This is a genomic window from Peribacillus sp. JNUCC 23, from assembly GCF_053653995.1.
This window is the reverse complement of record NZ_CM132202.1, coordinates 1,394,874-1,411,385: the sequence shown is the minus strand read 5'-3', so window position 1 is coordinate 1,411,385 and position 16,512 is coordinate 1,394,874. Positions and strand designations below refer to the sequence as shown.

Genomic DNA, 16,512 nt, shown 5'->3' with positions numbered 1-16,512 from the left:
CCTATTAATCGCGCATTTTTGGATCCAATGCATCACGGATACCATCTGCAATCATGTTAAAGCAAACCATAATGATGCTGATAAAGACTGCTGGGAAAATCATTAAGTGTGGATACAATCTCAATGTTTTAAATCCATCATCAATTAACGTACCTAATGAAGCTAGTGGCGATGAAAGTCCCAAACCAATGAAACTTAAGAATGCTTCAAAGAATATTGCATTTGGAATGGTAAACATGGTGTTAATAATGATAACACCCGCTAAATTTGGCAGTAAATGTTTGAAAATGATTTTGCTATGAGAGTTTCCTAACGTTCTTGAAGCAAGTACATATTCTTGTTCTTTCAATTTTAGCACTTGAGCTCGCACAACTCGCGCCATCGTTGTCCATCCTGTAATAGCAAGTGCAATCGTAATCGACATAATCCCTGGCTTGAAAACGAGGATCATTAATATCACGACAACAAGGTTTGGTATTCCAGAAATCACTTCGATTACACGCTGCATCATACTATCCAGTCTGCCACCAAAGTATCCTGCTATTGCTCCATAGGTGACGCCGATTACCATGTCTAATAATGCTGCCAAGAAAGCGATATAAAGGGAAATTTGAATTCCTTTTGCCACACGCGTGAATAAATCACGGCCTAAAGAATCTGTCCCAAACCAGAAGTATTCATCAATATTCTTCTGTTCATATACATCGACAACTGTACCATCATTACGGACCATTGTTCCGTCAAAGGGTAACCAGCTTACACTTTCCAATGCCGGGATTTTAGCAGGCAAATTTGTCCGTTTTAAATCTTGGTCATTTGTTCCATGTCCGCTAATTAGTGGACCTACAAAGGCTAGGATAATGACCAAAAGCATCACAATCATACTAACAAGAGCTGCTTTATTTTTTCTTATTCTTAGCCATGAATCTTGCCAGAAATTTAAGCTAGGCTTGCCTATTACCTCACCTAAGGAAGCATCCAGAATGGCAGGAGCAAACTTGTCTTTACTTATTTTCATATCTTCTTTCGCCATTACTTTTTACCTCCTGACAACCTAATCCGCGGATCAATAACCCCATAAAGAATATCGACTATAAGGATAATGACAACAAACATAAATGAGAATAACAGAGTCGTTCCCATAATAACGGAATAATCATTTACTGTTATCGCTTTAACGAATTGTTCCCCGATTCCCGGGATGGCAAATATCTGCTCAATAACGAGAGAACCCGTCATTAAGGAAACTGTTAGAGGTCCTAATACTGTTATTACTGGGATTAACGCATTTCGTAATCCATGTTTAAAGGCAACCTCGAAGCTACTTGCACCCTTCGCTTTTGCAAGGGTAATATAATCTGAACCTAATACATCAATCATTTCTGTTCTCATAAATCGAGCCGTAATGGCGATAGGGAACATAGCTAGTGCAATCGTAGGCATAATGGTGTAGTCCCAGCCCTTCCAGAACAATACTGGTAACCAGCCTAGCTTAACGCCAATATAATATTGCATGACACCCGCAAACACGAAGTTAGGGATCGATTTACCAAGAACAGCTATGAATGTCGAACTATAATCGATCCAAGTATTTTGTTTTAATGCGCTAATAACTCCTAGCACAATTCCGATAATCGTACCGAAAAAGATGGCTTGAAATCCTAACACTAGTGATGGTTGAATCCGCTCAAGTAATAATTGTGTGACTGGAACATTATTAAACTGAAACGAAATTCCTAAATCACCTTTAAGTAAACCAACAATATATTGTGCGTATTGTACCGCTATAGGTTGATCTAATCCGTAATTTTCCTTCATGATTTGTAATTGTTCAGGTGATAATTTTCCCGCTGTGGAAAAAGGCGTACCTGGAATCAATTTCATCAAGAAAAAGGTTAGGCTGGCAATAACAAATAAGGTAATTAACATATAAATAAACCTTTTTATAATATATCGAGCCATTTGCACACCTCCTACATATTCGAATTTTCTCTATAATTCGACAATTTTTATAATAGGGAAAAGAGAGTATATCAAGTACATATACTCTCTTTTCTACTTTCAAACCATTTTTATATGTTTTGGTATCCTATTCTTCAACTGTGATCCATTTATAAGAATAGTTTGGACCAAATGGTAAAGCAACTAATCCTTTAACTTTAGGACTAATTAGGATGTTATCTGCTCTTTGGTAAGTTGGTGCCACACCATAGTCTTCAGCTAAGAATACGCGTTCAGCTTCTTGAAGTGTTGCAACATACTCTTCTTGATTCGCAGCCACTTCTTCAGCTTTTGTAATTAACCCGTCATATTTAGTGCTTGAATATGACATTTCATTATTCGGGCTGTCTGTTAACCAAAGATCAGCGAATGTCATTGCATCTGGATAGTCAGGACCCCAACCAGAGTGAAGTAAATCATAGTTTCCAGCTTTTGCACGATCAAGACGAATTGCAAATGGAACACTCTCAAGATTAACTTTTAATCCAGGTAGGTTCGTTTCCAATTGGTTTACAATGTACTCATCTTGCTTCTTAGCTGAATCTGTGTCTCCACCTAGGTAGCTAAGCTCAAGCTTGTCTAGTCCTAGTTCAGCTAAACCTTTTTCCCATGCTGCTTTTGCTTCATCAGCATTAAACACAATCAAATCGCCGTTTTTCTCACGGAAATCTTTACCGTCTGGAGTTGTTACAAACTTGTCTGGTACAAAATAGTTCGCTGCAATTGAACCGTTGTTCAAAATGCTTGCTGCAAGATCCTCTTTATTGAAAGCTTTTGCAAGTGCTTCACGAATGTTTACATTTGCAAGTGCTTCATTTTTATAGTTCATTTTAATCCAGTAAACAGATGGTTGAAGGGCACTAACCATTCTTTCATCACCTTGATATTGTGGAACAAGATCGGATGATAAGATATCAGTGATATCTGCTTCTCCACCTTCAAATGCATTCACTTGTGCATTGTTATCTTTAACAACATTAAATGTAATCTTCTTAAGTGTAATTGCATCTGCATCTCGGTAAGTGTCGTTCTTTTCAAGAGTCCATTCCATAGCAGTAGGACCTTTCCAAGCTGTTAATTTGAAAGCCCCGTTTGATATTAGGTTTTCTGCGTTACTAGCATATGCATTGCCTTTTTCTTTCACAAACTTTTCGTTTTGTGGATAGAATGTTGGGAATGCCATTAAGTCTTTCCAGTAAGGAAGAACTTTCTCAAATTTAACTTCTAGCGTTTTTTCATCGATTGCTTTAATACCTAAAGTATTTAAATCAAAATCTTTTTTGGCAACTGCAGCATCCGTAATTTCCTGAGCGCCTGCAATTTTTCCATTCATCATATATGGACCATATTCTGAAGCTGTAGCAGGATCAATTGCACGCTGCCAAGCGAATACGAAATCTTGTGCAGTCACAGGATCTCCATTAGACCATTTTGCATCGATAAGCTTAAATGTTACAGTTTTCCCGTCTTCACTCACTTCTGGCTCTCCGTCTACTAAAGCAGGAACAGAACTACCATCTTTATCTTGTGTGTAAAGACCTTCGTTAATACTATTTAATACGTTAAAGCCAATTTCGTCTGTCGTCTTAACAGAATCCAATGTTGGGATCTCAGATTTACTTAGGACTTTAATTTCTTGTGCTGCATTAGATGTTTTTGCACCTTCAGACTTTTCATTACCATTATCTGCACTTTTTCCACCACATGCTGCCAAGAATACACTTAGCACCAATGTCAGTACCAAAAGCAGTGAATATTTAGATTTTTTCAAAATCGATACACCCTTCCCTTATTTTTATGTAACATTTACTATTATACAAAAAATTAAGAATTTGTACATAAATATTTAAAAATAATTTAATGTCTCGTAATCATTTTTAAAAAAATAAGTATACTTACTTTTTTTACCTACTAATCGTAAATTTAATTGTAATTTTCACAAAATTAAGCCTTTTCATTTTTAAAATAGTACCTAATTACTTTTTTAGTTTTTTTGTAATCACCTTTTTTAAAAAATAATTATTATATTTAAATAACAACAACTTATTACATGTACCTCATTATGTTTTGGTATACTTTTTTTAGTAACATGTAGAGAGGGTAGTGAAAATGAAAAAAACGATGATTTGGACAGTTGCAATGGTTTTGCTTTCTTTAATTTTATCTCTAGTCTTGTATCATGAGATAACCTTGCGTTCTTTCCTTGATATGATCTTTTATATAACTGGATGCTTATTAATCTTCTCTTTATTTACGTTGGTACTACAAAAAGGTTTTTTTGATGTCATCCATTATAGCTTTCGTAAAGTATTGCCAAGTAAAAGTACAGAGACGGAAGAAGAAGGCGAAATGCGTCGCCTTTCTGATTTAATAACGTTGAACCTTAGTATCCCTTTCTCAACTGGATTCATTCTGTTACTCATTTTAATTATTGGATTATATATTTATTACTTATGATTTTTTGCAATAATGGCGATGCTGTAAGGAAAATAAGTAGATTTCAACAGTAAATATCTCTACAATGAAAGAAGTAAACTTACTATTATTTTTTAAGCTTATACAGGGAGTGACAATAGGTGAAAAGGATTTTTTCAGGCATACAGCCTACCGGTTCAATAACATTAGGCAACTATATTGGCGCGATGAAGCAATTCGTCGAACTTCAACATGAATATGACTGCTACTTTTGTGTTGTCGATCAGCACGCAATTACTGTTCCACAAGATCGATTAGAATTAAGAAAAAATATCCGTAATCTTGCAGCGTTATATCTGGCAATTGGCTTAGATCCAGAAAAGAATACGATCTTTATCCAATCTGAAGTGCCAGCACATGCCCAAGCAGGCTGGATGATGACATGCAATGTTTATATTGGCGAGTTGGAAAGAATGACTCAATTTAAAGACAAATCTGCTGGGAAAGATGGCGTGTCAGCTGGTTTACTTACATACCCACCATTGATGGTCGCCGACATCCTTCTATATAATTCAGATCTTGTACCTGTTGGTGAAGATCAAAAGCAGCATATTGAATTAACTCGGGATTTGGCTGAACGTTTCAATCGGAAATATGGCGAGATCTTTACGATTCCTGAAATTAGCCTACCAAAAGCTGGCGCAAGGATTATGTCTCTGCAAGAGCCTGAAAAGAAAATGAGTAAATCTGATCCAAATAAAAAAGCGACGATTGCCTTATTAGATGATCCAAAACAAATTGAAAAGAAAATTAAAAGTGCAGTTACCGATTCAGAAGGTATTGTCAAGTACGACAAAGAAAATAAACCAGGCGTCTCTAATCTTCTTTCCATTTATAGCATCTTTAGTGGTAAATCGATTGCTGAAATCGAAGCGATATATGAAGGTAAAGGATATGGCGACTTTAAATCGGGATTAGTAGATGTCGTTCTCGCAGAAATCCAACCGATTCAGGATCGCTACTATCGTCTACTTGAGTCTACTGAACTGGATGAAATTTTAGATCGAGGTGCCCAAAAAGCAAATATCGAAGCAAATAAAATGCTCCGCAAAATGTCTAATGGTATGGGATTAGGACGTAAAAGAAAGTAACTAAATTGCAATGATGATTGGCCAATAGAAAAAGACGTCTCGTTTCTGAGTACGTCTTTTTCTGTGTCTATTTTATAACATGGACTGACTGTCGCCGACTTCCATTTCCCATAGCTTTTCAAAAAATGGTTGGCCTTTTACCAAGTACTCACACATGTGAAGATGTTTATCTGACCAGCCTGCTTTCATTTCTTCATATAATCCAACCCAAGCTTCCTCGAAATTCATCTCCTGTATACTTTCATATTTTTCTGGTGACCACTCTGTAAACCAGTAGCGAATTTCAGCTGTGTGTTTGGCTGTAAATAGTTGATCCATAGCCATAAATAAAAGCTGTTTTAATTGGCGTTCTTTCCGGGTAAGACCTTCCATATATTGCGGTGATGGTGATAATATATGATATTCTTTTTCCGTTGCAGCATTATCAGTAAATGTGTACTCTAAGGCAGGATTGTTTTCAATCATGTCGTATACAATTTGCTCTTGGCGTGGAATTAGCCTGCTTTTCCGAATGGGAATGTGATAGCCAATTGTATCAATTGCTAGTATCCCACTTCCGTCTGTAATGACAAAGCAATAATCCAATTGAATTCTTTCATGGTTTTTTCTTGCATAGGCTTTTTGATAAATATCATTGAGTAGTGCTTTCGGTAATTCAGACAAATCATTTTCTATGTAATGAAAAAGGGTTGACGAAATTTTTAAAAGCGGAACTTGATCGAGTAGTTCAATTCCGTCATCTTTTCTCCATTCATGAAAATGGCAAATATTGTAGCCGTTTTCTTCTCCTTCAAACCAATTCACCCAAACATCATGAAGATATAACATCATTTGACCCCTCGCTTACTTAGTTCTATTTGTCCATCAGTATAGGCAGTTGTGAGAGAATTTATTCCTTTTATAGGCAGATGATTATTTTTCTTTTCTAAGAAACAAGGATGAGGTGCACTTCACTAGATTACAGGTTTTACCTCAAAAAAACTGATTGATCTACATACACTTGATAGCGTTTTCAAGAAACCCTTGCCTGGTGATATGCAAGAGGGCAATTTAAGCAATCCCCCCATATTGGCGCGTGTTTCAGCCTCCCTTTCTAACCTTTGCGAGCCGGAACCAAAAAAATGCGGTTTTAAAACACGAAAAGATTCCTCTATATAAGACGTTACCATTAGATACAACCTCTTAATTACATTTAACCTAAGCCCGTTCCCTTTGCCCCCAAAATAAAATCTTCAGATGAGACCGCGAATGTTTTTTTCACTGTAAGATCGTTTTTCTGTTTCACCAAAAAATAGCCAGTGCTATAACCGAGCATGTTTGGATAAGGTGATTTTCCAAGTAATAATTGGTCATGTTTTCTCTCGTTACGCTTCAGCTGAATATCTTCTTTAAGGTATTTCTCCCAATAATGTTTCGACTGCTCATCCGAATATAAGCTGGTCCATTTTGCTAAGTACTCCTTCCCAAGGTAGGTCATGACAGCATGTTCTGCTAAGCCCTCCATGACCATTCGATCAAGCAACGTGAAATCATTTTCATTTTGCTTAACGCAAGCTAACCTACAGACGTGATGGTATTCATGAATAAACACAGCGGTAAGTTCCTTCAAACTAATACCAGGACGGACAAAAAGGAATAATTTATCCCGAAAAGCTAAACCAGATTTTGTATCTAGTGATTGATTGAATAAGCCCCCTGCATTCATTGGGAAAATATAAACAGGGATATCTGGGCCTTTCCATAACCTTTGGTAGCGCTGAAAAATAGCCGTTACTTTACTCCAGATGCTCTCTGAAACTAAAGATTCTATGTCTCTTTTTGCTTGGCGTGAATCTCGATACATCCCATGTTGCTGTAACAACCGATATATATTATTCGGTCTCATTTTCGGGAATTCGCCTTCTAAGTGTTTACATATTTCTTTTGGGCTACTATTGTTTTGAAGCCAAACATTCGTTTCAATAATTCCCATCACCCTCACCCCCACTATGTTTTATCCATCATATGTTGGGCAGCCAATGATGATACAGTCAATGAATGGTATTTTCCCGAAGTAGTTTAATAAATTTTCTAATCCAATATGAATACAATTTATTTTGTATATCGCTATACAAGATTTTCTGGTTTAGCTGAAGGATTACTTCACTTTTTACCTGTGGCTCATACATCGTCATTTAACATAGCCTTTCCGTTTATAATCAAAAAAAAGATTCTCTTCCCATTTGGACGTCGCACACTAAAGGATCAGACAGCATAACAACTATAGCGTTCAAATGTAGTGTATGTAGCACTATGAACTAGATGTAGTGTGCAATCTGACCCTCATAGGACATCCTAAAATGTAGTAGAGAATCTATCAATTATTTTTTAGTCTTCATATTTTTTTAAGACGATTGTTGCATTATGACCACCGAAGCCCAATGAGTTGCTTAAGGCAGCTGTAACCTCTGCTTTACGAGCTGTATTGGCAACGTAGTCTAAGTCACAATCTGGATCAGCATTTTCCAAATTAATCGTCGGTGGCAAGATTTGATCACGAATAGCTAGTGCAGTAAAAATAGCTTCCACACCGCCAGCTGCTCCTAGCAAATGTCCTGTCATCGATTTAGTCGAGCTTACTGCCAATTTATTTGCATGTTGGCCAAAAACTTCTTTTATCGCCATTGTTTCATATTTGTCATTATAAGCTGTGCTCGTTCCATGCGCATTTATATACTGAATATCTTCCGGTTTGAGGTCCGCATCACTCACTGCTTGCTTCATTGCTCTTGCCCCACCTTCACCGCCTGGAGCTGGTGCGGTAATATGGTAAGCATCACCAGTTGAACCATATCCGACGATTTCACAGTAAATGGTGGCACCGCGTTTTCGTGCAAACTCTAGGTCTTCCAAAACGATAATGCCAGCACCTTCTCCAATAACAAAGCCATCACGTTTTACATCAAAAGGACGGCTCGCTGTATTCGGATCAGGGTTTGTCGATAAGGCAGTATTTGCGCAAAATCCAGCCACAGCCATTTTTGTAATTGGGGCTTCTGCTCCACCCGTAATCATTGCATCAGCATCACCACGTTGGATCGCCTTGAATGCATCACCGATTGAGTTCGTACCAGATGCACATGCTGTAACTGTACATGAGTTGATTCCTTTTGCGCCTAAGGCAATCGAAACTTGACCAGAGGCCATATCAGGAATCATCATCGGAACAAAGAATGGACTTACTCTCTTATAGCCTCGATTTAAAAAGTTTTCATGTTGGTTTTCGAACGTTTCCATTCCACCAATCCCTGAACCAATCCATACACCGATTCGATCTGCATTCATATCATTAATTTCTAAATTAGCGTCTTTTACCGCCATTGTGGAAGCTGCTACAGCATAATGTGTGAATCGGTCCATTTTTCGGGCTTCTTTACGATCCACATATTCTTCGATGTTAAATTCTTTTAATTCTGCTGCTACCTTAGCAGGATACTCATCTGCATTTAATCGCGTTAATGGACCTATGCCTGATTTACCTTCAAGTATGTTCTCCCAGGTTGTCTTAGCATCATTCCCAAGGGGTGTAACAGCACCAATTCCCGTTACAACAACTCTTCGTTTCGTCATATAGTATTCTCCCTTCTTTATTTAGAAATAACCGTCGCAAGGTTCTATATTATTTCCCCCAGCGCATAGCTATGGCTCCCCAAGTTAATCCGCCGCCAAAGCCGACCATCACAACTAGATCACCATCTTTGATTTTTCCTGCTTCAAGTTCTTCAAACAATGCAACTGGAATTGAGGCTGAAGAAGTGTTTCCATATTTTCTAATTGTAGTAGACATTTTTTCAATTGGCAGCCCAAGTCTTTCCCTCGCCGCTTCCATAATTCGAATATTTGCTTGATGAGGGATAAGGAAATCTACATCTTCTTTTGATAGCCCAGCCTTATCAAGAACCGTTATACATGATTCTCCCATTTGACGTACAGCGAACTTAAATACTTCGCGACCATTCATGATAATTTTACTTCCAGTATCTTGATACAAATGATCTCCACCTGCACCATTTGCGCCTAACTCGAATGAAAGAATACCTCGATTATCTGAAACCTGACTAATCACAGCCGCACCTGCACCGTCACCAAATAAAACGGCCGTATTTCGGTCTTCCCAGTCAGTAACTTTTGAAAGCTTCTCAACTCCGACAACCAACACATGTTTGTATGTCCCCGTTTTAACGAATTGCTCTGCAGTTACCATGCCATACATGAAGCCGGCACATGCAGCACTTATATCCATCGCGGCAGCCTTTGATGCGCCAAGCTTGTCTTGTAACATACATGCTACAGTGGGAAACGGCCGATCCGGTGTCACAGTCGCAACTAAAATCAAGTCAATATCTTTTGCGTCTATATCCGCATTTTTGATTGCTTGTAAAGCCGCTTCATAGGCCATATCTGATGTATCCATATCATCATTAGCGATTCTTCGTTCCTCAATACCAGTTCTAGTCTTAATCCATTCATCTGACGTTTCTACCATTTTTTCCAAATCTAAATTCGTTAACACTTTCTCCGGCAAATAGCGTCCAATTCCAATTATTCCTGCATTCATTTTGCCATCCCCTATCTATTATTAATCCGTTATTATCATCAATTATTATTACCTGGTGCTAATTTTATATTAAAGAAGCTCATGTTGCAAGAGCATGAATAAAAAGAGTAAAAGATTCACATCCAGAAAAAGTTGGACAAGAGCCTAAGCAAGGAGCCAACCATTCCCATACAATACACTAAATGCTAGATTAATATCATCAACTCAAATAAAAAGGAGGAATTCATACATGACGGATCATAAACAGTCCCATAATACTGATCTTTTCTCAAGGATGATGTTTTCAAAGAGAAAGGAACCTGAAACAGAAACAGAATCTATTGCAAAAGAAACTACATCTGATATCGATTACATTCAATTGATGGAAAATGTCGATACTTTACTATCTCTCTACGAGAAAACGAAGCCTTCCCTCCAGAAATTCAATCCGCTTTTCGCTCAACTATTGTCCCAAGTTAAAGGAAAATAAAGTGATGGTTAGTCCCGTTCTACTGTCGCTAAATCTTCGATAAAGCGACACTACGAACCCGATTGGTTCAACTAAACCTTTGAAAACCACAAAGCTAAGTTTCACTGTATCTCACCAATCGGGGATTTACAGGCTGTTTATCCCCACCAATTTTTTCTTGATTCTCTAAACAAACATTGAGGTGGGGATATTACAGCCTGTTAAACCGGGATAAATAAAAGAGGGTGGAATGCGAAATTCCACCCTCTTTTATTTATTATTGATTTACTGCATCTTTTTTTCCTAGTTCATATGCTTCATACATGACACTTTTGAAAATTTCAAGAAACGGCATTGCCATTTCCATAGAAACCTCTACACCTGATTCTTCAAGTTTTGCTTTAGCTTCTGGAAAATACTTCATCGCAATCGCCATGAATTCCATTGTTTTATCGTTTTGCATGGTTAATCCTCCTCTAAAAAAAGCAAGTTCCTTGACCATCGTAGTATCCTCATCTCGAAATCCTATCTAACCATTCAATTTGAGCAAATTTTGAAAACAAGGTCTGTATCAAGGATGACTTACATTCTTAAAACTGTATTAGATATTCATATTGAATATAATACCCATACATGAGAGAAATGAAAAGGAATTTACCTATTCTATTTATGAATGACTAGATAACTCATTCACCAATCAATGATTGCCATGCTGTACCTGTAATGCAATGCCCTCTTCAGGTGTAGTATGGTTTTCTATTTCAAACACAAAGGTTTGATGTTTTGAATCAATTTCAGAATTTCCTCTAAGTCCTTCTAATAATTCCTGATGAAATACTAGCTGAGCACATAGCGACCATTGATTTTCTTGTTTACTTTTAACAGTAATTAATCTTTCATTCAATGTTGTAATTTGAGGTAAACTGGCCAATAAATCATCGATAAAGATGGCATCATTTTTGTATTCACATGCTAACGCCTTTTCAATTTCTGATCTACTTTTTTTCTGAATACTTACCTCAAATGCCGACTCCTCAGACTGACCTGGTCCATAAATCGTTGGTAGATAAACCACCTTCATCCATTCGGCTTGTTCAACGATCGTAAGAATCTGCTGACTTTCTACTCCCAGTGGATAGAGGAGAACTACCGCCGGCCGATTTTCATTTGGGAGCATACTCCAACTGTGAAGAGCAAGAAGGATTTCCTCTGTCTCCTCAACTGAAAAAACACTTCTTCGTTTATTGAAGTCATACCAAGAAATATAAATGGTCTTCTCATTTGATACGTTCATGTCTGATAAACTACTAGGCTTCTGGAAAGAAAAATTTGCGTTTCTACCGATTTCGAGCTCTTTTTCCTCATTTAATTCCCAATCTATCCCTATTACATCATTACCATGTTCTAGCAGATATTTTGTTAAGTGAAACCCGACAAATTGATACATGCCTACGATTATCGTTTGATCCATCATGTCCCCCCTAATCTAGGACTAGGTTATGACTAGAGCCTTTCCACTACATGCTGTATCGTATGCCTAATCTATTGTAAATAGTTCTAAATTCAAATTGTATCTTCATTTTTCTTGAAAAACTGCTGGATTTGATAAGGAATCTTGTATCTTTTTTCTGGGAGTAAATAAACCATTTCTAGATTTTTTCTCTTTTGTTCATTGAGTTGTTTATAATGATTTGCCTGAGCCGTATCATTGTTGCCTAGAACGCGAATAATTTTCAGAGGAGTATGTGTTGGAATTGGATGATCCGGCATAGTTTCAATATATTCTTCAATCTCATTTAGGCCTCTATCATAGGCGAACGCTACCTCTCGAAGCCATTTTTTATAGTACAGTTTGTTTTCCCTTTCTCTCAATAACGGTGACTTTATCGATAACCAAGGATCAATTAAAACGACAGAACGAATTTTGTCATCCATAAACTCAAGAAGCTTTAATGCTACTAAGCTACCAGCCCCTTCTGCTAGTATATGGATTTTATCATTGAGAATTTCACTTTTCATCATCATGAAATAAAGTTTTTCCGCTAATTCAACTGCCTTCTTGCTCCCCCAGTTTGCTCCATATAGATGTGAGGAATAAAGCGTGTAGCCAGAATCTTTTAAGTGATTCAGGATACCTCGTCTGCCAGGGTGTTGCAGCCAATAACTATCTCCTTCACAAACGAAGTGACCGCTGTCACCAATAAGAAGAATGGAAAACCCACTCGGTTTAAATGGATAATAAACAATACTCCACTGTCCATCCATTTGAAAAGTACGTTGGTCCATTTGTCTTACTCCTTTTAATTAATACTTGTTATATATTATGATTTTTCCCTTCAAATGGAAACGTTATATACCTATGATACCGTGTAAATCTTGTTGTGTCATATATTTATTGGCAAAAGCTTTAGTTTACTCGAAAATTGATAAAAACCCATTTTATCGAAATAGTAAATATGATAAGATAAACATAATGCAATAGAATGAGGTGAATATCCATGCGTTATTTTATGACTTTTTTCTGGGCATTCATATTGATGCATATGCTAACATATGTTGCCGGTTCCATGATTGGTGTAGCATATAATTTTACAACTGCTTCTATTTTAGGAGTAGTAAGCACTATCTTAATTCTGATTGTGCCTACAATCCTTCCTAATGATTCGGTTGAAAAGACAAGCCACTAATTTAATCATGAAGCATGTAAAAGAGGCCGACTATTGTCAGCCTCTTTTCAAACTACATCTTCCCGGCGGAAGTTAAGTCCTGGTTATTTTTTATACAAGAAAAATCTTCTCTCCGTCATAGTCAAATACAATTTGTTGTTGATCTGATACTTTCCCCGCAATAATTTCTCTGGCAAGCTTTGTTTCAATTTGCTTTTGGATAAATCGTTTAAGCGGTCGTGCTCCATATACAGGATCATATCCTTGATCGGCAATGAATTCCTTCGCTTCATCTGTGATCGTGAGTGTTAAATGCTGATCCTCAATACGTTCCTGGAGTTGAAAGACCATTTTATCAACAATTTTTCCAATATCAGATTTCGATAAAGGCTTAAACAAAATAATATCATCGACACGATTTAAGAATTCAGGACGGAAATGACTGCGCAACTCACTCATCACTTGTTCTTTCACCGTTTCTTCTATTTCATCCTGACGATAATCGGACTGTAATAAATAATGGGAGCCGATATTTGATGTCATAATGATGACTGTGTTTTTACAATCAATGGTTCTGCCTTGCGAATCTGTAATTCTACCATCATCAAGCATTTGCAAGAGGATGTTGAATACGTCTGGATGCGCTTTTTCAATTTCGTCAAGCAAAATAACGGAATATGGCTTACGTCGGATCGCTTCGGTAAGCTGTCCTCCTTCTTCAAATCCCACATAACCTGGAGGTGCCCCGATTAACCGGGAAACTGAATGTTTCTCCATATACTCTGACATATCGATTCGAATCATTTGGTTTTCACTATCAAATAAAGTTTCTGCAAGTGCCTTTACTAGCTCTGTTTTCCCTACACCTGTTGGTCCTAAAAAGATAAAAGAACCAATCGGTCTATTCGGGTCCTTAATGCCTGCTCTTGCTCTGAGGACCGCGTCTGAAACAAATTCGATTGCTTCATCTTGACCAATTACCCGCTCGCTTAGGATTGTAGGGAGCCGGAGAAGCTTTTCTCTTTCTCCTTCCACTAGCTTTGTAACAGGAATTCCTGTCCAGCGTGCTACAATCGACGCAATTTCCTCTTCCGTTACTTCTTCACGTAATAGACGCTTGTCTTGTTTATCCTCTTCTAAATTCGCAACAAGAGCGGCTAGTTCTTTTTCCTTTTGTGGAATTAATCCATGTCGTAATTCTGCAGCCCGATTTAAATCATATTCATTTTCTGCTTGTTCTAAATCACGGCGAAGCTTTTCCAATTGTTCCCGATGCTCAGACACATGCTGTAAGGATGATTTCTCCATTTGCCATTGTGCTTTCATTGCGTTTGCCTGATCACGTTGCTCAGATAGTTCTTTTTGCAAAATGGCTAATCTATTTTTGCTCGGTTCATCACTTTCTTTCCGAAGTGCGGCTTCTTCAATTTCAAGCTGCATGACCTTCCGGGTAATCTCATCTAGTTCAGTTGGCATTGAATCGATTTCAGTCCGAATCATGGCACAGGCTTCATCTACTAGATCAATCGCCTTATCAGGTAAAAATCGGTCTGTAATATAGCGATTAGACAATACAGACGCTGCTACAATGGCACGATCATGAATTCTGACACCATGATGGATTTCAAACCGTTCTTTCAATCCCCTGAGAATGGATATCGTATCCTCAACGTCTGGTTCTGATACAAGTACCTGTTGGAACCTTCTTTCAAGAGCCGGGTCTTTTTCAATATACTTCCGGTACTCATCAAGCGTCGTTGCACCAATACAATGCAATTCGCCGCGGGCAAGCATCGGTTTTAACATATTCCCAGCATCAAGGGCGCCATCGGTTCTGCCTGCACCTACAATCGTGTGGATTTCATCAATAAATAATAAAATTTCCCCATCGCTTTTTTTGACTTCATTTAGAACTGCTTTTAAGCGCTCTTCAAATTCGCCGCGGAATTTCGCACCAGCGACGAGTGCACTCATATCGAGCGAGAATATCGTTTTGTCTTTCAATCCTTCTGGCACATCTTTTCGTACAATTCTTTGTGCAAGACCTTCCACTATAGCGGTTTTCCCTACACCCGGTTCCCCGATAAGCACAGGGTTGTTTTTTGTTTTTCTCGAAAGTATTCGAATGACATTTCGGATTTCTGAATCTCTTCCAATAATAGGATCGACTTTCCCAGACCTTACTTCTGCCACAAGATCTCTGCCATATTTCTTTAGTACTTCATATGTGCTTTCAGGATTTTGGCTAGTCACTCTCTGATTCCCCCTAATCTCCTTGATAATGTTTAACGCGGTCTGATAGTTTACATTGAATGGTGAAAATAGTTTCTTAGTATAAGTTTTGTTCACTTTAAGTATCGCAAGTAGAATGTGTTCTACAGACAAATATTCATCAGAAAAACGTTTCATTTCAGACTCTGCTACTTCCATTATGTTTCGTAGCGATGCTGCTAAATAAACACCTTTTCCTTCTGTACTCCCTGTTACTTGCGGTAGTTTGTTTAGTTCTTCTTCAAGCATTGCTTCAAATGGATTTATCGGCTGATCACTCTCTGAAAGAATTCTCATTAACATGCTTTCATCTTGATCAAACAGAGCCTGTAAAACATGCAGTTCATTCAATTCCTGGTTGTTTCGGGAAAGAGCATAATCCTGACTTATTATAAAGGCATCCTGCAATTTTTCTGTCATTTTTTCCATATCCATAAGTATCCCTCCAACATTAAGCCAGATGGCATGATCTATACTTTGACCTTCTTTGACCTTTAAGTCTATTGTACAATAAAACCCACTAAATTTAAAGAAAGAAGGCTTATATAAGGGCAAAAGCAAAGGGGCAGATCTCGCCGCTACGAACTACAGTATATGATACTGTATGTAGAGTACGAGATCTGACCCAATTGATGTTCTCTATTTGAATTGATGATTATGGTTTACGTTGGTACATCCAAACACGATTGTGATTCGAATTTTCAGGGAAAGCTTCTCCTGCTTTCAGCTTTACTTTTTTCGGATTATTCACCGTGCTTCCTGTTTCACCTATTTCAACATAAACCCCATTATTCGGCGCTTTTTGTCCAAATTTAAATTGATGATTTTGACCCATGATCATCACTCTCCTTTTGCTGACTGTACTTTTAGTCTTTCCAAAGACGAGTGCGATTATCAATGGTATGTTCGTGAAAATCAGCAATTTTCAGGCGAAATTTTTAAACAAACATGCTTTTTTCTCAA

16 protein-coding genes are annotated in these 16,512 nt (G+C 37.7%); 4 read left to right on the top strand and 12 right to left on the bottom strand.

The features are described from left to right. Positions 1-4: 4 nt before the first annotated feature. The 3 genes from opp3C to JNUCC23_RS06735 form a co-directional block, all read right to left on the bottom strand. The gene (gene opp3C / locus JNUCC23_RS06745) at positions 5-1,033 is read right to left on the bottom strand and encodes an oligopeptide ABC transporter permease (RefSeq protein WP_403072790.1); all 1,029 of its coding nucleotides are present in this window, start codon (positions 1,031-1,033) and stop codon (positions 5-7) included. Further along, entirely contained in the window at positions 1,033-1,962 is a 930-nt protein-coding gene (gene opp3b / locus JNUCC23_RS06740; RefSeq protein WP_062182081.1) for an oligopeptide ABC transporter permease, read from the bottom strand. The genes opp3C and opp3b overlap by 1 nt, the downstream gene beginning before the upstream one ends. Positions 1,963-2,089: 127 nt before the next feature. Further along, positions 2,090-3,772: a peptide ABC transporter substrate-binding protein gene (locus JNUCC23_RS06735; protein ID WP_062182084.1), complete on the bottom strand. Its 1,683-nt coding sequence runs from the start codon at positions 3,770-3,772 to the stop codon at positions 2,090-2,092. Between the two features lie 338 nt (positions 3,773-4,110). On the opposite strand from JNUCC23_RS06735, the gene JNUCC23_RS06730 reads away from it, so the two are divergent. Both JNUCC23_RS06730 and trpS read left to right on the top strand, forming a co-directional pair. Continuing rightward, positions 4,111-4,458, top strand: a complete 348-nt coding sequence (locus JNUCC23_RS06730) for a DUF3899 domain-containing protein (RefSeq protein ID WP_062182087.1) — start codon at positions 4,111-4,113, stop codon at positions 4,456-4,458. A 119-nt stretch (positions 4,459-4,577) separates the two neighbouring features. After that, a complete protein-coding gene (trpS, locus tag JNUCC23_RS06725) occupies positions 4,578-5,567 on the top strand; it encodes a tryptophan--tRNA ligase (protein ID WP_403072785.1) in 990 nt (329 codons plus the stop codon). Positions 5,568-5,639: 72 nt separating this feature from the next. On the opposite strand, the gene JNUCC23_RS06720 is transcribed toward trpS, so the two are convergent. From JNUCC23_RS06720 to JNUCC23_RS06705, 4 genes are all read right to left on the bottom strand, one after another. Further along, the gene (locus JNUCC23_RS06720) at positions 5,640-6,395 is read right to left on the bottom strand and encodes a YjbA family protein (protein WP_403073979.1); all 756 of its coding nucleotides are present in this window, start codon (positions 6,393-6,395) and stop codon (positions 5,640-5,642) included. 364 nt (positions 6,396-6,759) lie between these two features. Next, the gene (locus tag JNUCC23_RS06715; protein WP_454214931.1) at positions 6,760-7,539 is read right to left on the bottom strand and encodes a DUF2268 domain-containing protein; all 780 of its coding nucleotides are present in this window, start codon (positions 7,537-7,539) and stop codon (positions 6,760-6,762) included. Between the two features lie 395 nt (positions 7,540-7,934). Then, the gene (gene fabF / locus JNUCC23_RS06710) at positions 7,935-9,176 is read right to left on the bottom strand and encodes a beta-ketoacyl-ACP synthase II (RefSeq protein ID WP_454214930.1); all 1,242 of its coding nucleotides are present in this window, start codon (positions 9,174-9,176) and stop codon (positions 7,935-7,937) included. A gap of 49 nt (positions 9,177-9,225) precedes the next feature. Then, the gene (locus JNUCC23_RS06705; protein ID WP_403072777.1) at positions 9,226-10,164 is read right to left on the bottom strand and encodes a beta-ketoacyl-ACP synthase III; all 939 of its coding nucleotides are present in this window, start codon (positions 10,162-10,164) and stop codon (positions 9,226-9,228) included. A gap of 229 nt (positions 10,165-10,393) precedes the next feature. Between JNUCC23_RS06705 and JNUCC23_RS06700 the strand changes: the two genes are divergently transcribed. Further along, the gene (locus JNUCC23_RS06700; RefSeq protein WP_062182108.1) at positions 10,394-10,633 is read left to right on the top strand and encodes a hypothetical protein; all 240 of its coding nucleotides are present in this window, start codon (positions 10,394-10,396) and stop codon (positions 10,631-10,633) included. A gap of 256 nt (positions 10,634-10,889) precedes the next feature. Here the strand turns inward: JNUCC23_RS06700 and JNUCC23_RS06695 are convergent, their stop codons facing one another. From JNUCC23_RS06695 to JNUCC23_RS06685, 3 genes are all read right to left on the bottom strand, one after another. Beyond that, entirely contained in the window at positions 10,890-11,075 is a 186-nt protein-coding gene (locus tag JNUCC23_RS06695) for a ComZ family protein (protein ID WP_062182111.1), read from the bottom strand. Between the two features lie 234 nt (positions 11,076-11,309). Beyond that, a complete protein-coding gene (locus JNUCC23_RS06690; RefSeq protein ID WP_454214927.1) occupies positions 11,310-12,083 on the bottom strand; it encodes a hypothetical protein in 774 nt (257 codons plus the stop codon). 92 nt (positions 12,084-12,175) lie between these two features. Then, the gene (locus tag JNUCC23_RS06685) at positions 12,176-12,898 is read right to left on the bottom strand and encodes a hydrolase (RefSeq protein WP_403072769.1); all 723 of its coding nucleotides are present in this window, start codon (positions 12,896-12,898) and stop codon (positions 12,176-12,178) included. A 212-nt stretch (positions 12,899-13,110) separates the two neighbouring features. Here JNUCC23_RS06685 and JNUCC23_RS06680 point away from each other — a divergent pair, with 212 nt between their 5' ends. Then, complete coding sequence (locus tag JNUCC23_RS06680; RefSeq protein WP_062182120.1) at positions 13,111-13,299, top strand: YjzD family protein; 189 nt, start codon at positions 13,111-13,113, stop codon at positions 13,297-13,299. A 90-nt stretch (positions 13,300-13,389) separates the two neighbouring features. On the opposite strand, the gene clpB is transcribed toward JNUCC23_RS06680, so the two are convergent. Both clpB and JNUCC23_RS06670 read right to left on the bottom strand, forming a co-directional pair. Further along, positions 13,390-15,984: an ATP-dependent chaperone ClpB gene (gene clpB / locus JNUCC23_RS06675; RefSeq protein ID WP_454214924.1), complete on the bottom strand. Its 2,595-nt coding sequence runs from the start codon at positions 15,982-15,984 to the stop codon at positions 13,390-13,392. 220 nt (positions 15,985-16,204) lie between these two features. After that, the gene (locus JNUCC23_RS06670) at positions 16,205-16,384 is read right to left on the bottom strand and encodes a YjzC family protein (RefSeq protein WP_062182126.1); all 180 of its coding nucleotides are present in this window, start codon (positions 16,382-16,384) and stop codon (positions 16,205-16,207) included. Positions 16,385-16,512 lie beyond the last annotated feature (128 nt).

What these genes read in the sequence shown, in the direction of transcription:
- JNUCC23_RS06700 (WP_062182108.1), top strand. Translation starts at nt 10,394, where the DNA reads ATGACGGATCATAAACAGTCCCATAATACTGATCTTTTCTCAAGGATG.
- fabF (WP_454214930.1), bottom strand. Translation starts at nt 9,176, where the DNA reads ATGACGAAACGAAGAGTTGTTGTAACGGGAATTGGTGCTGTTACACCC.
- JNUCC23_RS06680 (WP_062182120.1), top strand. Translation starts at nt 13,111, where the DNA reads ATGCGTTATTTTATGACTTTTTTCTGGGCATTCATATTGATGCATATG.
- JNUCC23_RS06695 (WP_062182111.1), bottom strand. Translation starts at nt 11,075, where the DNA reads ATGCAAAACGATAAAACAATGGAATTCATGGCGATTGCGATGAAGTAT.
- opp3b (WP_062182081.1), bottom strand. Translation starts at nt 1,962, where the DNA reads ATGGCTCGATATATTATAAAAAGGTTTATTTATATGTTAATTACCTTA.
- clpB (WP_454214924.1), bottom strand. Translation starts at nt 15,984, where the DNA reads ATGGATATGGAAAAAATGACAGAAAAATTGCAGGATGCCTTTATAATA.
- JNUCC23_RS06670 (WP_062182126.1), bottom strand. Translation starts at nt 16,384, where the DNA reads ATGGGTCAAAATCATCAATTTAAATTTGGACAAAAAGCGCCGAATAAT.
- JNUCC23_RS06715 (WP_454214931.1), bottom strand. Translation starts at nt 7,539, where the DNA reads ATGGGAATTATTGAAACGAATGTTTGGCTTCAAAACAATAGTAGCCCA.
- JNUCC23_RS06690 (WP_454214927.1), bottom strand. Translation starts at nt 12,083, where the DNA reads ATGGATCAAACGATAATCGTAGGCATGTATCAATTTGTCGGGTTTCAC.
- JNUCC23_RS06705 (WP_403072777.1), bottom strand. Translation starts at nt 10,164, where the DNA reads ATGAATGCAGGAATAATTGGAATTGGACGCTATTTGCCGGAGAAAGTG.
- JNUCC23_RS06730 (WP_062182087.1), top strand. Translation starts at nt 4,111, where the DNA reads ATGAAAAAAACGATGATTTGGACAGTTGCAATGGTTTTGCTTTCTTTA.
- opp3C (WP_403072790.1), bottom strand. Translation starts at nt 1,033, where the DNA reads ATGGCGAAAGAAGATATGAAAATAAGTAAAGACAAGTTTGCTCCTGCC.
- JNUCC23_RS06720 (WP_403073979.1), bottom strand. Translation starts at nt 6,395, where the DNA reads ATGTTATATCTTCATGATGTTTGGGTGAATTGGTTTGAAGGAGAAGAA.
- JNUCC23_RS06685 (WP_403072769.1), bottom strand. Translation starts at nt 12,898, where the DNA reads ATGGACCAACGTACTTTTCAAATGGATGGACAGTGGAGTATTGTTTAT.